The 12,713-nt window shown below is 35.1% G+C and carries 13 protein-coding genes and 1 pseudogene; 10 read left to right on the top strand and 4 right to left on the bottom strand.

Annotation, left to right across the window (positions count from 1 at the left end; genetic code table 11):
* The first annotated feature begins 44 nt into the window (after positions 1-44).
* The 7 genes from A9Q93_RS06450 to A9Q93_RS06420 all read left to right on the top strand — a co-directional run bounded on the left by A9Q93_RS06450 (position 45) and on the right by A9Q93_RS06420 (position 5,630).
* Entirely contained in the window at positions 45-260 is a 216-nt protein-coding gene (locus A9Q93_RS06450) for a hypothetical protein (RefSeq protein ID WP_303686561.1), read from the top strand.
* 282 nt (positions 261-542) lie between these two features.
* Positions 543-1,307, top strand: a complete 765-nt coding sequence (locus A9Q93_RS06445) for a hypothetical protein (protein ID WP_303686560.1) — start codon at positions 543-545, stop codon at positions 1,305-1,307.
* A gap of 76 nt (positions 1,308-1,383) precedes the next feature.
* Entirely contained in the window at positions 1,384-2,016 is a 633-nt protein-coding gene (locus tag A9Q93_RS06440) for a heavy-metal-associated domain-containing protein (RefSeq protein WP_303686559.1), read from the top strand.
* On the top strand, positions 2,016-2,939 hold the full coding sequence (locus tag A9Q93_RS06435; protein ID WP_303686558.1) for an NHL repeat-containing protein: 924 nt from the start codon (positions 2,016-2,018) through the stop codon (positions 2,937-2,939). The genes A9Q93_RS06440 and A9Q93_RS06435 overlap by 1 nt, the downstream gene beginning before the upstream one ends.
* 14 nt (positions 2,940-2,953) lie before the next feature.
* Positions 2,954-4,180 carry a permease gene (locus A9Q93_RS06430; RefSeq protein WP_303686557.1) on the top strand — a complete coding sequence of 409 codons (1,227 nt, stop codon included), beginning with the start codon at positions 2,954-2,956 and terminating at the stop codon, positions 4,178-4,180.
* Positions 4,177-4,908, top strand: a complete 732-nt coding sequence (locus A9Q93_RS06425; RefSeq protein ID WP_303686556.1) for an acetolactate decarboxylase — start codon at positions 4,177-4,179, stop codon at positions 4,906-4,908. The genes A9Q93_RS06430 and A9Q93_RS06425 overlap by 4 nt, the downstream gene beginning before the upstream one ends.
* Before the next feature lie 2 nt (positions 4,909-4,910).
* Positions 4,911-5,630, top strand: a complete 720-nt coding sequence (locus A9Q93_RS06420) for a heavy metal-associated domain-containing protein (RefSeq protein ID WP_303686555.1) — start codon at positions 4,911-4,913, stop codon at positions 5,628-5,630.
* 7 nt (positions 5,631-5,637) lie between these two features.
* Here the strand turns inward: A9Q93_RS06420 and A9Q93_RS06415 are convergent, their stop codons facing one another.
* Positions 5,638-6,192: a CopD family protein gene (locus A9Q93_RS06415; protein WP_303686554.1), complete on the bottom strand. Its 555-nt coding sequence runs from the start codon at positions 6,190-6,192 to the stop codon at positions 5,638-5,640.
* Between the two features lie 288 nt (positions 6,193-6,480).
* On the opposite strand from A9Q93_RS06415, the gene A9Q93_RS06410 reads away from it, so the two are divergent.
* Positions 6,481-6,741, top strand: a complete 261-nt coding sequence (locus A9Q93_RS06410) for a uroporphyrinogen decarboxylase (protein ID WP_303686553.1) — start codon at positions 6,481-6,483, stop codon at positions 6,739-6,741.
* On the top strand, positions 6,742-7,497 hold the full coding sequence (locus tag A9Q93_RS06405) for a patatin-like phospholipase family protein (protein ID WP_303686552.1): 756 nt from the start codon (positions 6,742-6,744) through the stop codon (positions 7,495-7,497).
* 146 nt (positions 7,498-7,643) lie between these two features.
* Here A9Q93_RS06405 and A9Q93_RS06400 read toward each other — a convergent pair whose 3' ends face one another.
* The gene (locus A9Q93_RS06400) at positions 7,644-8,165 is read right to left on the bottom strand and encodes an OmpH family outer membrane protein (protein WP_303686551.1); all 522 of its coding nucleotides are present in this window, start codon (positions 8,163-8,165) and stop codon (positions 7,644-7,646) included.
* Positions 8,166-8,340: 175 nt separating this feature from the next.
* Positions 8,341-11,442, bottom strand: a complete 3,102-nt coding sequence (locus A9Q93_RS06395; RefSeq protein WP_303686550.1) for a T9SS type B sorting domain-containing protein — start codon at positions 11,440-11,442, stop codon at positions 8,341-8,343.
* Positions 11,443-11,565: 123 nt separating this feature from the next.
* On the opposite strand from A9Q93_RS06395, the gene A9Q93_RS06390 reads away from it, so the two are divergent.
* Positions 11,566-12,462 carry a DUF6263 family protein gene (locus tag A9Q93_RS06390; protein WP_303686549.1) on the top strand — a complete coding sequence of 299 codons (897 nt, stop codon included), beginning with the start codon at positions 11,566-11,568 and terminating at the stop codon, positions 12,460-12,462.
* 64 nt (positions 12,463-12,526) lie between these two features.
* On the opposite strand, the pseudogene A9Q93_RS06385 reads toward A9Q93_RS06390, so the two are convergent.
* A pseudogene (locus A9Q93_RS06385) lies at positions 12,527-12,713 on the bottom strand (ATP-dependent helicase); the annotation flags it as partial.

Raw genomic sequence — 12,713 nt, 5'->3', positions numbered from 1 at the left:
ATCCTTAAAAACATGAAGTGCTAACTGTTTCTTATCTTTGCGATATGTTTAAGGCATTGAAAAATATAGGAATTACGATCATGGCAGTAATTGTGCTATGCTCTACCCTATCTTTTAGTGTGCACAAACATTTTTGCGGGCCGTTTTTAAAAGACGTTTCTGTTATCGTTCCTTCTCATGGATGTGGTATGGAAACAAATAATGCTAAAGATCTCTGTAAAATATCCATTGAAAAAAGTTGTTGTAATGACATATCGTAGAATTAGTAAAAGGTCAGGAAGATTTAAAACTGTCTCTTTCTAATTTTGATATCGATCAACAACAATTTTTAATTGCCTTTACTTATTCTTATGTCTCTCTATTTACTGGCGATTATTTAGAGGACCCATCATACAATGCTTACTCGCCACCTCTGGTCATACGGGACATACCAGTATTGCACCAGTCTTTTCTTATTTAGATAGAGTTCTACTTTCATTCTTATTAGTTGCAGTGTTATTAGACACAGCTATCAGTATTACATAACTTTATTTAAATTTATCATGAAACATATTATAATGGTTTCTTTGATGGTTATCGCTTTCGCGAAAGTGTACTCTCAAGGACCACCCATAACAGCAGATAAACCTATCATGCTAGGAGGCGGAAGCTTCACAATGAAAACATTAACTGAAATCAGAAACACAGAACGTGGAACAGCTGTTTATGCTCCAGTTATGCTGCATTATTTACCTACTTCTAACAGTCTGGTAGCAATTCATTTACCTTATATCAATTATGACCTTGCAGACGCCAGCGGAAGCTCATTTGCAGATATGAAAATCATGGGGAAATACCAATTCTACCGCAAGGATGGAATGGGAAAAACCTTTCGTATGGTGGCAAAAACTTTGCAAACCTTACCTACAGGAGAAGAACTAGACCTTATGGAGTTAAGTACTGGAAAATATTCTGGTTACTATGGTGTAGTAGCTGGACTGGAAACTCTCAAATATGGAATATCTAGTGAAATAGGTTACAATTCTATGCCTGATGGAACATTAGATGAATTCCGTACCAAACTAGGTTTCGGTCTTCCATTATTAAAACCTGTGTATCCTAACAATCAATTGAATCTTTACTTTGAATACACTAGTTCCTGGCTGCATGAACGTGACTGGTATCAACTCATGTATGCACAAGGAATTCAATATGCTCGTAAGAACATTACTTTCGATTTGGCATTACAATTGCCATTAGTACAGGACATGCCAGACAATAGAAAGTTTAATTACTCGCTGTTTTTAGGAACACGATATACTTTTTAAAAGTAAAATCAAAAAAGCAAAGCTATACTTAGTACATACTTTGAATAGCAACAAACAAAATATTAAAATACATAACATGAAAAATACAATATTCATAGCTACAATAATTTTTGGATTATTCGCTTTCGCGAAAGCGGATGCACAGACCAAAAAAGACAGGGATCAATTTGAAGTGCAAGTAGATGGTTTAGGCTGTCCATTTTGTGCCTACGGATTAGAAAAAAAGTTTAAAGAATTTAAAGGAATCAAAGACGTGAAAATCGAAATTGAGACTGGAGATTTTTCATTCAGCTATCCTGCGAGTAAAAACTTAACTATGGACGCAGTTGTTGAACAAGTTAAAAAAGCAGGTTACACGCCTAATCTTGCTACAATAACAAGAGCAAATGGTGCCGTGGAGACTAACGCTAAAGAAACCGTTGCTATAAAACAAGGAAATCTAACGAATTCAGAACTTTATGTGAACGGTAAATGTGGTATGTGTAAAGCACGTATCGAGAAAACAGTAAGTGATTTACCAGGAGTAGCAAGTGCAACATGGGACGTGAAAACTGGTATGCTTACTCTAGAACATGATACAAGTTTAACGACTAAAAAAGCAGTAGCAAATGCAGTAGCAAATGCTGGACACGATACTAAAACTGTTAAATCTGACGGTGCTACTTATGATGCCTTACCAGCATGTTGTCACTATAAAAGAACTAAATAATGAAAAAGTTTTTATACTTGATCCCGATAGTAATCGGGATCATTTCTTGTGAAGAAAAAGAGACTATGCCACAAGAATGGCAATTTGAAAAAGTAGTTGAACTTGATGGAGTTAATCCCATAGGCGTTGCGCTTGATGGTAATGATATTTTCTTAAGTGATGGCGATCACAATCGCATCGTTAAAGTAGATCTAGATGGCGAGATTCTATTTTCTATGGAAAATTTTGAACGACCTATGCATATTGATTTTGGCGAGGCAGATATGGAGATAACGGACAAGATCTCTACCTCAATTCTTAAAGAAAGAGCACTTTTTATTCCAGAGTATGGACGCGATTCCATTGCTATTATGAGAGATAATAAACGTGATTATCTTATCATAAATGACTCGCTCGACGCTCCCGCGGGAATAAGTGTATACGATAATGAAATTGCTATTGCCGATTTCTACAACAATAGAATTCTATATTATAACGGTTCTGAATGGATAAGTTTTGGTAAAGAAGGAAAAGCGGCAGGTGATTTTTATTATCCTACAGATGTACAAATCACAGTTGATAATATTTTTGTTGCAGATGCTTATAACAATCGAGGACAAGTTTTTGATAAAACTGGTCGTTTTTTAGCTCAGTTTGGAAAAGATGAAAACTTTAACGCAGCGACAGGTATTTATGTCTCTGATAATGAGATATTCTTAACTGACTTTGAAAATAATCGTGTTCTCGTTTTTGGTAAAGACTATACAGTAAAACAAATTTTAAAAACGAATATCGATAAACCTACTGATGTTATTGTATTAGATCAACAGTTGTTAATTACAAATTATCGTAAGGGCGAACTTGTAATTTTCAAATTAGGCGATAAGCTAATAAAAGAAAAAAGCAAGTCAGAAGATCCTGAGCACGAAAATCATAATCATTAAAGGTTATAATAGATATGAACGAATTCCTAAAAACCTGGTCTGAAGCAGCCTATACTTCTATAGGGTTTTTCTGGATGGCATTATGGGCTTTTATACTTGGTTACATCTTGAGTAGTATGATTCAAATTTTTGTAACGCAAGAACGCATGCAAAAAACCATGGGTGGCTCTGAAGGAAAAGGGGTTTTATTAGGAACATTTTTTGGATTTATAAGTAGCTCCTGTAGTTTCTCTGCTTTAGCATCTACTAAATCTATTTTTAAAAAAGGTGCTAGCTTCATAAGCTCCATCGCTTTTTTACTCGCATCAACAAATCTTGTTATTGAACTAGGAATTATAATCTCCATATTTTTAGGCTGGCAGTTTGTTGTAGGAGAATATATAGGTGGTATATTATTAATCTTAATTTGTTGGGTACTTATAAAAATTTTGCAACCTAAGAAGTTGGTTGAAAATGCTCGTGAAAATTTAGAAAAAGATAATGGGAATAATAGCAGCAGCTCAAAGAACTGGAAACGAGAGATTGTAAAAGAACAAAGCTGGGCAAAGGTTGCAAAAAAGTATAAAATGGAATGGCAAATGGTATGGAAGGATGTAACCGTAGGATTTACCATAGCAGGAATTGTTGCCTCCTTTATACCAGATTCATTTTTTCAAACACTTTTTATTAATAGTGGTCAAGGAACTACTGACTTTACGTTTTGGGAAATATTACAGCACGTTGTTATTGGTCCTATTGCCGCATTCTTGACCTTTATAGGTTCTATGGGTAATATTCCACTTGCGGCTTTGCTATTCGGTAAAGGAGTTAGTTTTGCTGGAGTGATGGCTTTCATTTTTAGCGACTTAGTTGTATTTCCTGTACTAAGGATTAATGCAAAATACTACGGCTGGAAAATGTCATTATTTATTCTTTTTTTATTATTTACTGCCCTAATAGGAACCTCGCTTATCTTGCATTATAGTTTTGATTTGCTTTCTTTGATACCAGATCCATCGCAAGTAAAAATTAAAGACAGTGAATATTTTAAACTAGATTACACTTTCTATTTAAATATTACATTTTTATTGATTACTAGCTATTTAATTTATTTAGGATTTTTCAAAAGAAAAGATGTAGAACATGAAATGAATGAGATGGCTCCTAAAAGCAAACTTTTAGAAAGAGTAATGAAGTATGCTGCTTTTATTTGTTACTTCTGGCTTCTAGGAGGTTTAATTATTAAATACTTAATTATATGAAATTACATCTAACCATTATTTTACTTTCCTGCATCCTGCTTCTATCCTGTAAATCTAATATGGATAAAGAGATTGAGGTACAACATTATGGTGCTTTAAGAAACTTAATGTCAGGAAACCTTAAGACTAGTATTTCTTTAGACTCACTAGCACAAAAGGAAAACCTGTATGCTTTAGGCGCATTAGAAAATCTCAAAGGAGAAATTCAAATCTTTAACAGCGCAGCATATATCAGTAAAATGAATGTCTCTAACGACATAAAAATAACATCTAGCTTTGATCATAACGCCGCTTTACTAGTTTATGCCGAAGTGCCCGAATGGAGCGAGGCGATACCTTTAACTAGCTTCACCACTAATGCACGTCTGGAGAAACAAATAAAAGAGGCCGCTATTAAGAGAGGCGTTAATGTGGACAAGCCCTTTCCTTTTTTGATCAAGGGAAAACCATCTATGTTAAAATGGCATGTGATAAATTGGAAAGATGGTGATATGGAGCATACCCATAAAAAACACCAGGAATCTGGACCACATGGCGCATTCCAGAATGAAGAAGTAGAAATCATAGGCTTCTACTCAGAGAAGCATAAAGCTATTTTCACGCATCATACTACTTTTCTACACATGCATTTTAAAACCGAGTATAAAGGTGGACTCGCCGGTCACGTAGATGAGGTTTTGAGTGATGATCAATCGACAATTGAATTAGAACTTTATTTACCTAAATAGTAATGGAACATACGTACAAGATCTCTGGAATGACATGTAACGGTTGCCGCGCTGATGTAGAAAAAAGACTTCAAGCCGTTGCAGATGTTCAAAAAGCAACAGTTAGCTTAGAAAACGAGCAAGCGGTGATTTCTATGAACTCTCATATCGCATTAGATACTTTTCAAAAAGCACTACCAGAAAAATATATTATTCAAGAAAAGAAAAATGTTTTTGATAATTCCGCTTTCGCGAAAGCGGAACCTACAAAATCTAAGCTAGAACAACTTAAGCCACTATTTTTAATACTAGGTTACATTACTGTCGCTACCATTTTATTGAACTACCAGCGTGAATCTTGGGACGAAGCCATGCTGGATTTTATGGGAATGTTCTACATCGTATTCAGCTTTTTTAAAATGCTGGATTTAAAAGGTTTTCCCGAATCGTTCAGAATGTACGATCCGCTGGCTAAGGTTTTACCTATTTATGGATGGCTGTATCCTTTTCTCGAGACGGCTCTAGGGTTGATGTTTTTGATGCGTTTTGAAATAGAAATTGCGTTAATTGCTACTCTTGTGATTTTGGGAATCACGACCATAGGAGTTACTAAAACATTACTTGATAAAAAATCTATTCAATGTGCTTGTTTAGGAACAGCACTCAAATTACCCATGACAGAAGCTACTTTTATAGAAAACGCTATTATGATAATAATGGCTGTGGCAATGTTATTATCATAATCACTCCTTACTCCTTACTCTTTTCTCTTACCCTTTTATATAGCTTGAATAACAACATTAAGATAATAGCAAATACTATAAGGCCGACAAGTCCATAAACCCAATTAATAGCACTCTTAAGAATCACTAAAAAAACAACCGCAAATAAAATAAGTGTAGCACCTTCATTATAAATGCGCATGCCATTTGAAGTCCATTTAACAATATTATTTTCTAATTCTTTGAAAATAAGCTGGGTTTTAACCTGATATACGTATAATAAACCTACAAAGCCTAATTTTACATGCATCCAGGATGCTTCTAGCCATGACGGATTTAAAATAAGCAACCATATGGCAAACAGCGTTGCAAGAACTGCACTAGGCCAGGTAATGATATACCACAATCTACTAGTCATGACTTTAAGCTGTTTCAGTAAGATAGATTTTTCAGGTTCTGCTTTAGAATGCGCTTCAATTTGATACACAAATAATCTTGGGATATAAAATAATCCTGCAAACCACGTGACTACAAAAATGAGGTGTAATGATTTTATGTAGGGATAAAAGTAGAAATCTGACATTGCCTGTAATACGATTATGAACTATGAATAAAAAACAAATTTAATCATTAAAAGACAGTCATCTGGTCTTGCTACATTGATATTAAAAGATTAAAATTTTATGTGCCAGTTTTACGATTTCTACGTCAACAATAATATGCATGATTTTAACTCGCAATTTGATAGCACTTTAGTTTTCGCTTTAAGCGAAATCAACATAAACAACCTATTACCTCAAGAGATTATGAGCTAGGATTTTTTAAGTAATTAATTAATAAACGGTAATATTGCAGATTATAAATCACACATATGGAATTCGGTACAGAAACGTTAGATCTTGTAGGATATGCAGCTAGTTTTATAGTATTGCTATCATTTTTTATGAAAAGTATCAACACCTTGAGAACTGTAAATTCAGTAGGCTGTGCTTTATTTATAGTCTATGGTTTCTTATTTGATGTACCTAATTTACCTATCATAATTACTAACGTTGGGATTTTAGCGGTAAATGGATACTATTTATTTTTGAAGAAAGAAGAACCAAAAGTTCCATTTAAGGAGGAAAAATAAATGAAGATAGGCTTAGCTCTTTCAGGAGGTGGCGCAAGAGGTATCGCTCATGCAGGTGTTATTGAAGCGTTGCAAGATAATGGTATAACGATAAATCAGGTAACTGGTACTAGTGCTGGTGCGTTAGTAGGAGCTTTGTTTGCAAAAGGTATAAGTGTAGAAGAGATATTTGATTTTTTTGAAAAGTCTAACCTATTTCACCCTAAGAAATTTGCCTTCAGACAGGCTGGTTTTATAAACTCTTCTGTTTTTACAGACCATATTTCTTTATTTATTCCAGAGAACAACTTTGAATCACTGCACATTCCACTTACTGTTACTGCTACAGATTTAAATTCTGGAGAATTAAAAATTTTTAAGGAAGGAGAATTATATTTACCTATACTTGCCAGCGCGGCATTTCCTGGGATTTTCACTCCGGTAGAAATAGAAAACAACACCTATGTAGATGGTGGAGTAATTAATAATTTTCCTGTTGACCTTCTAGATAATTGTGATGTTAAGATAGGTAGTTATACAAACAAGGTAGATTTTAAAAGTCGCAAACTCAAGCATTCTTATGATGTAGCCGGAAGAGCCTATGCCATTAATCAGTACCATCAAGATAAAATAAAATTTCATCAATGTGATATTCTCATCGAGCCAGAATTATACCATTATGGTCTTTTTAGTTTTAAAGGTTTAAGAGACATTTTTAATATAGGCTATGAGAGTGCTTGTAAAGCCATAGAAGCGTCTGACATAGTTAAGAAATAAACATCAATTTTATTTCTTTACCTGGTTCAATTTTATCTAACTAGGTACATGGAATATCGCATTATCGTTATAAATTGATAATTTACTATAATAAAAAAAGGAGCCTTGTTAAAAGCTCCTTTTTTATTATAAAATCTTACTTAATTTTATTCTTCTGGGATAGGAATTCCTAATTCTAAAGCTACATCTTTACTTATGTTAGTTTCTTCTGTAGCAAACGCAACTGCAGTTATATCGATGACCATTTTATAACCTTTAGCTAGAGAAACCTTCTCTATAGCTTTATTAAGTTTTAAGGTAATAGGTCCCATAAGCTTTTGTTGCATTTCTAAAAGTCTTTTCTCAGCACTTTTTTTACTGTTCACTAACTCAGTTTCAATTGCTTTTGCTTGCTCCTCAAGTGGCTTGATTTCTTTATCAAAGGCAGCTTGATCTGCAGCGGTTTTTGATAATTCCTGAACTCGCTTCTGTATAATCGCCATTTTTTCTCTAGCGTTAGTCTCTGCCTTCTTATCATCAGCTTGTAGAGATTCTGCTAATTTTTGAATTTCTTGTTGAGCGGTTTGATATTCTGGCATAGATTGTAAAAGTGCTTCAGAAGCCACATATGCTGTTTGCCCCATTGCTGTTCCTGCTGCTAGAAATAATACTAATAATAATTTTTTCATTTTCTGTTTAAATTAAAGTGTGCAATATAGTTAAGTCCAGTTACACTTTTGGACATTTTCATGGTTCACTTTTCAACTATTGAGCCACTTTTGGGCTTATAAGTGTTAATTAATGTTATAATGGTGTTTATCTCGCTTTCGCGAAAGCGAAATCATATAATTCTACTAGAATAATTTACCTCTTCACGGCAAAAAAACCTTTCTGTTTAAAACGGTTGCCATTGAAAACATATTCAAAACTATACCAATAGCTGGAAGATGGTAAAGGTTGGTTATTAAAAGTAGCGTCCCATCCTGGACCTTCTATAGAGAGTTGCTTTAACAATTTACCATAGCGGTCAAAAATGAATATGTTTTCTATTTGAACATCTGGATGTAGTACCTCAATCTGCCAGTAGTCATTAAATCCATCGTTATTAGGAGTAGTATACTGAGGCACTACAAATAATTCTAGCTCTTCAATAGTCAGGTTAAAACTTATTTGATCTGAACATCCTGCCGTGTTTTCATCATAAACATAGATAGTTAGAGGATACATACTATTATCTGAAAAAAGAAGAGTTTCTCCAGAGTTATAAGCGATACCTTGACCATTTGCAGCGGTGTAGTACATCTCATTACCACTTAAGTTATTCCCTACAATTGCTGGAAATGTAAAGGAATTGAAAACACTTTGATCTGGCAGAATCATTAATTGTGGCGCGGCCTCAACGGTTATCGTTATCCTTTCGGTTGTGGTATTATTACTGGTAAGCCCAGTATCTGTTACCGTACATTCATAAGTAGTGGTTGTGGTCGGGCTCACGTCGATGGTACCTGCGGTAGAAATAACCATTCCTGTAGCTTGCTCTATCCATTCATATGTATATGTTCCCTGTGGTGTGGCTGGATTAGGACTTGCTATCACAATCGTCCTTTCTCCTTCACAAATTACTTCTGGTTGTGCACTGAGAGTAAGTGATAGCGGCAAAGGAGTATCAAAGTCAAGTAAGAAGCTTTCTTCGTCATCACAATCGCTGTTAGCATCATAGATGAAAAGTGTCACTGGAAGAGTGGTAAAATCAGAAGCACTTACTACGTCACCAGCATTATAGGATACACCTGCTCCGTTAGGTTGCGTATAGTAGCTTTCACTGCCTGTAAGATCTGTCCCCATTATCGTAGGGAAAGTAAATGTCCCAATAGCTGTTTGATCTACTATACTATCAATTTGAGGTTGTGGCGTCACTGTAATGGAAATCGTATCGGTTGCAGTGTTATTGGACACTAGTCCAGTATCAGTCACTGTACATTCAAAAGAAGTGGAGCTAGTAGGTGCTGTATTCAATTGATTAGACGTAGATAGAATAACAGTCGTTCCTGCCTCTCGCCATTCATAAGTGTAGGTACCTGTAGGCGTTGCTGGATTAGGAGTTGCGGTAAGTTGAACCGTAGATCCAGCGCATATTGGATTATCTGAGCTTGTTACATTTACCGTAGGGGCAATAGGTGTATCAAAATCAAGCAGGAAGCTCTCTTCATCATCACAACTTCCATTATTATCATATGTATACAAAGTTACTGGTAGAGACGTGAAATCTGCCGGACTTACTACATCTCCAGGATCATAAGCTGTTCCCATACCATTAGGTTGCGTGTAGTACCGCTCGCCTCCTGTTAATCCGGTACCAAATATAGGTGGGAAAGTATAAGTTCCCATAGCATTTTGATTAGTCAAACCAGCTAAAGCAACAGGTCTTAAAACAATAAAGTCTGTCATATCAAAGCCCATATCAGTTCCATTTTCTATTCCAGAATCATTCACAGTAACAGAGACTGTTGTATCTACTGTTGCAGTATAGTTTATAGTTGCCGTATTAGGATAAATGGTATTTTGTGAATCTGTCCAGTTGAAGGTGTACGTTCCATAGGCAGTGGCCGGATTAGGTGTCGCGGTAAGCGTCACCATATCTCCTTCACAAATTTCTTGAATTCCACCTGGTGTAATAGTTACTTGTACGTCCACAAACTCTATTATAAACTGCTCTTCTAGCTCACAACCGTTTTGATCAATTCCATAGACATAAATTGTTGCTGGATTTGTAGTAAACATAGATTCGTCTACAACGTCTCCTACATTCCATGGAGCCCCTGAATAAGCTGGATTATCATAAAAAGCGGTATTACTTGGGATATTTGTTCCTGTAATATTTGGTAAGGTATAATTTTGATATGCAATTATATTACCTATAGGATTCCATACAGGATCTGGAAAAACAGTTACGGTTATACTTTGTACAGCAATATTATCTGGTGCTGCTCTTCCAGAATCTGTTACAGTACAATTATAAGTTGTAGTTGTGTTTGTATTTATAGGCAAGATAGCACTTGTTCCTACCACTCCAGGCTGTCCTTGAATACTCCATTCATAACTGTAAACACCTATAGGTGTTGACGGATCTACTATCGTATTAAGCGTTGTATTTGCATTTGAGCAATACTCTGGCGCACTGCTACCATCAGAATCTTCAATTTCAAGATCAATGGAACATATGATGTCTGAAGTCACCTCAGCAGCACCAAAAATATCAGCGCTTGTTAAATTAGAACAATTATTTGTAGTTGCTCCTGTACTAGCGTTTACAAATCTGGTAGTACGACCACCTGTAGCTACTAGCTCTATATTAGGATTTGCTGCACATGGATCTGCCGTTATGATAGTTACTACGCCAAAAACATTGCTAAATCCGGCGCTAGCCATGCTTCCTACAAAACTAGATCCAGCAGGGTTATTAACGTCAACTAATACAAGTTCACTATTTAAAGCACTCAAGTATAAATCTCCTTGAAAGAAGGTTAGATCTCCAGCACTATTAAAACCAGTTGCTCCTAGATTAGTAGCCGTAAGAGCACCTACATTTATTCTAAATAATTCTCCTTGACCATTTTTATTAACGCCTAACAAGTTACCGTTACTCTCCTTTACTAAAGAATCAACCCTAAAATTACCAGTATAGCCTAAGATGGAAAGACTACCTAATAGTGTGAAATTTCCAGTGTTTAAATCGATCAAGTACAGGTTTTCATTACGAATACCATAAAGTGTGTCTGCTGTATCGCCTTCTGCAATATCAAACATCGATTGATTGTTTGTGGCTACGACTGTTGTACTACAGGTGCTCAAATCTGCTAGTACAACATCTCCATTGCTTAAACATAGATATGCAGTGTTTACTGATTGCGCTTTCGCGAAAGCGGAACCAATAACTAAAAGGATAAAAAAGAATATAGATTTCAATCTCTTAATTTTTTGCAAAAATAAGATTTTCAAAATTTTGCGCTTTTATCATAAGTTACATTAACGTTAAATACAGACCTTCTCATACTTTCAATAACTATATTTAAACTAAAATACAACCTTATGAAAAACCTAGTACTACTTCTTGCTTTTTGCAGCAGTATTATAGCAACAGCTCAATTTCAAATCACTTACAACTTAGAAAAAGGTGAAACTTACCCACAAAATCAAGTAATGACTAGTGAGTCATCTCAAGTTATAAATGGTGCACCTCAAGATGTTACCACAACTGTAACTACTAAATCAGATTACATAGTTACTGATATCATTGACGGTATTTACCAAATTGACATCAAGATCCACAACTTGTCAAATACTACTAAAACTGCAATGGGTAATCAAGTAATAGATTCTGATGGTGCAGAATCAAATCCTATGAACCGGCTTTTTAGCAACATGATCAAATATCCTATTAAAGTTACCATGAATAATAAAGGAGAGATATTGACCTTTGATAACAGTGCACAATTGAAGAACATGACAGAAGGAATTGAAATGCCAGAATTACAACTAGCTCAAATAGAAGCGGCTATGGTAGAACAAATGAGTGCAGAAAAACAAATGGTAAACTACAGCTTAATCACTAACATTTTACCTGACAACGAGGTAAAAGAAGGTGACACATGGAAAAATGAGTTAACCATCAACTCTGTAACTCAATTTGATACGACTACAACTTATAAATTAGAAAGTGTTACTGACGATTATTATATCATTACTGCACAAGCAAAAATTCAAAGTCCCGAAGATTCACAAATGGATATGATGGGTTTAAAAGCTAAAGTTGATCTAGCAGGACCGCTTACAGCAAGCTATACGTTAGATAAAAAAACTGGATGGTTAAAAAAAGGTAAAACAGAGCAGCAACTAGATGGATCAATGACGGTTGAAAAATCTGAAATGATGCCTCAAGAAATGAAAATTACCATGAAGACTAACACTACTACTATTATTGAGTAATAACTCCTAAATAAGAATTAAAAAAAGCCGTTTGAAACTATTTTCAAACGGCTTTTTTAATCTTTTATTTACGACGGCGATTTGCGCCTTTGTCTCCTCGCGTTTTTGGTTTTTTGTATTTCTTAGCGATAATACGTCTGTAACTTCCTCCTTGATTAGTTTTTGAGTTTTATTCACTTTTTTCATGAAAGGCGGCACCTCGCTCCTCTTCAATCACCTTATGCGGATTGAAAATCTCCTTAACTACAGTT

Source organism: Nonlabens dokdonensis (genome assembly GCF_002162835.1).
GTDB lineage: Bacteria > Bacteroidota > Bacteroidia > Flavobacteriales > Flavobacteriaceae > Nonlabens > Nonlabens dokdonensis_B.
This window is presented reverse-complemented; position numbering and strand designations above follow the sequence as displayed.

What these genes read in the sequence shown, in the direction of transcription:
- A9Q93_RS06450 (WP_303686561.1), top strand. Translation starts at nt 45, where the DNA reads ATGTTTAAGGCATTGAAAAATATAGGAATTACGATCATGGCAGTAATT.
- A9Q93_RS06445 (WP_303686560.1), top strand. Translation starts at nt 543, where the DNA reads ATGAAACATATTATAATGGTTTCTTTGATGGTTATCGCTTTCGCGAAA.
- A9Q93_RS06440 (WP_303686559.1), top strand. Translation starts at nt 1,384, where the DNA reads ATGAAAAATACAATATTCATAGCTACAATAATTTTTGGATTATTCGCT.
- A9Q93_RS06435 (WP_303686558.1), top strand. Translation starts at nt 2,016, where the DNA reads ATGAAAAAGTTTTTATACTTGATCCCGATAGTAATCGGGATCATTTCT.
- A9Q93_RS06430 (WP_303686557.1), top strand. Translation starts at nt 2,954, where the DNA reads ATGAACGAATTCCTAAAAACCTGGTCTGAAGCAGCCTATACTTCTATA.
- A9Q93_RS06425 (WP_303686556.1), top strand. Translation starts at nt 4,177, where the DNA reads ATGAAATTACATCTAACCATTATTTTACTTTCCTGCATCCTGCTTCTA.
- A9Q93_RS06420 (WP_303686555.1), top strand. Translation starts at nt 4,911, where the DNA reads ATGGAACATACGTACAAGATCTCTGGAATGACATGTAACGGTTGCCGC.
- A9Q93_RS06415 (WP_303686554.1), bottom strand. Translation starts at nt 6,192, where the DNA reads ATGTCAGATTTCTACTTTTATCCCTACATAAAATCATTACACCTCATT.
- A9Q93_RS06410 (WP_303686553.1), top strand. Translation starts at nt 6,481, where the DNA reads ATGGAATTCGGTACAGAAACGTTAGATCTTGTAGGATATGCAGCTAGT.
- A9Q93_RS06405 (WP_303686552.1), top strand. Translation starts at nt 6,742, where the DNA reads ATGAAGATAGGCTTAGCTCTTTCAGGAGGTGGCGCAAGAGGTATCGCT.
- A9Q93_RS06400 (WP_303686551.1), bottom strand. Translation starts at nt 8,165, where the DNA reads ATGAAAAAATTATTATTAGTATTATTTCTAGCAGCAGGAACAGCAATG.
- A9Q93_RS06390 (WP_303686549.1), top strand. Translation starts at nt 11,566, where the DNA reads ATGAAAAACCTAGTACTACTTCTTGCTTTTTGCAGCAGTATTATAGCA.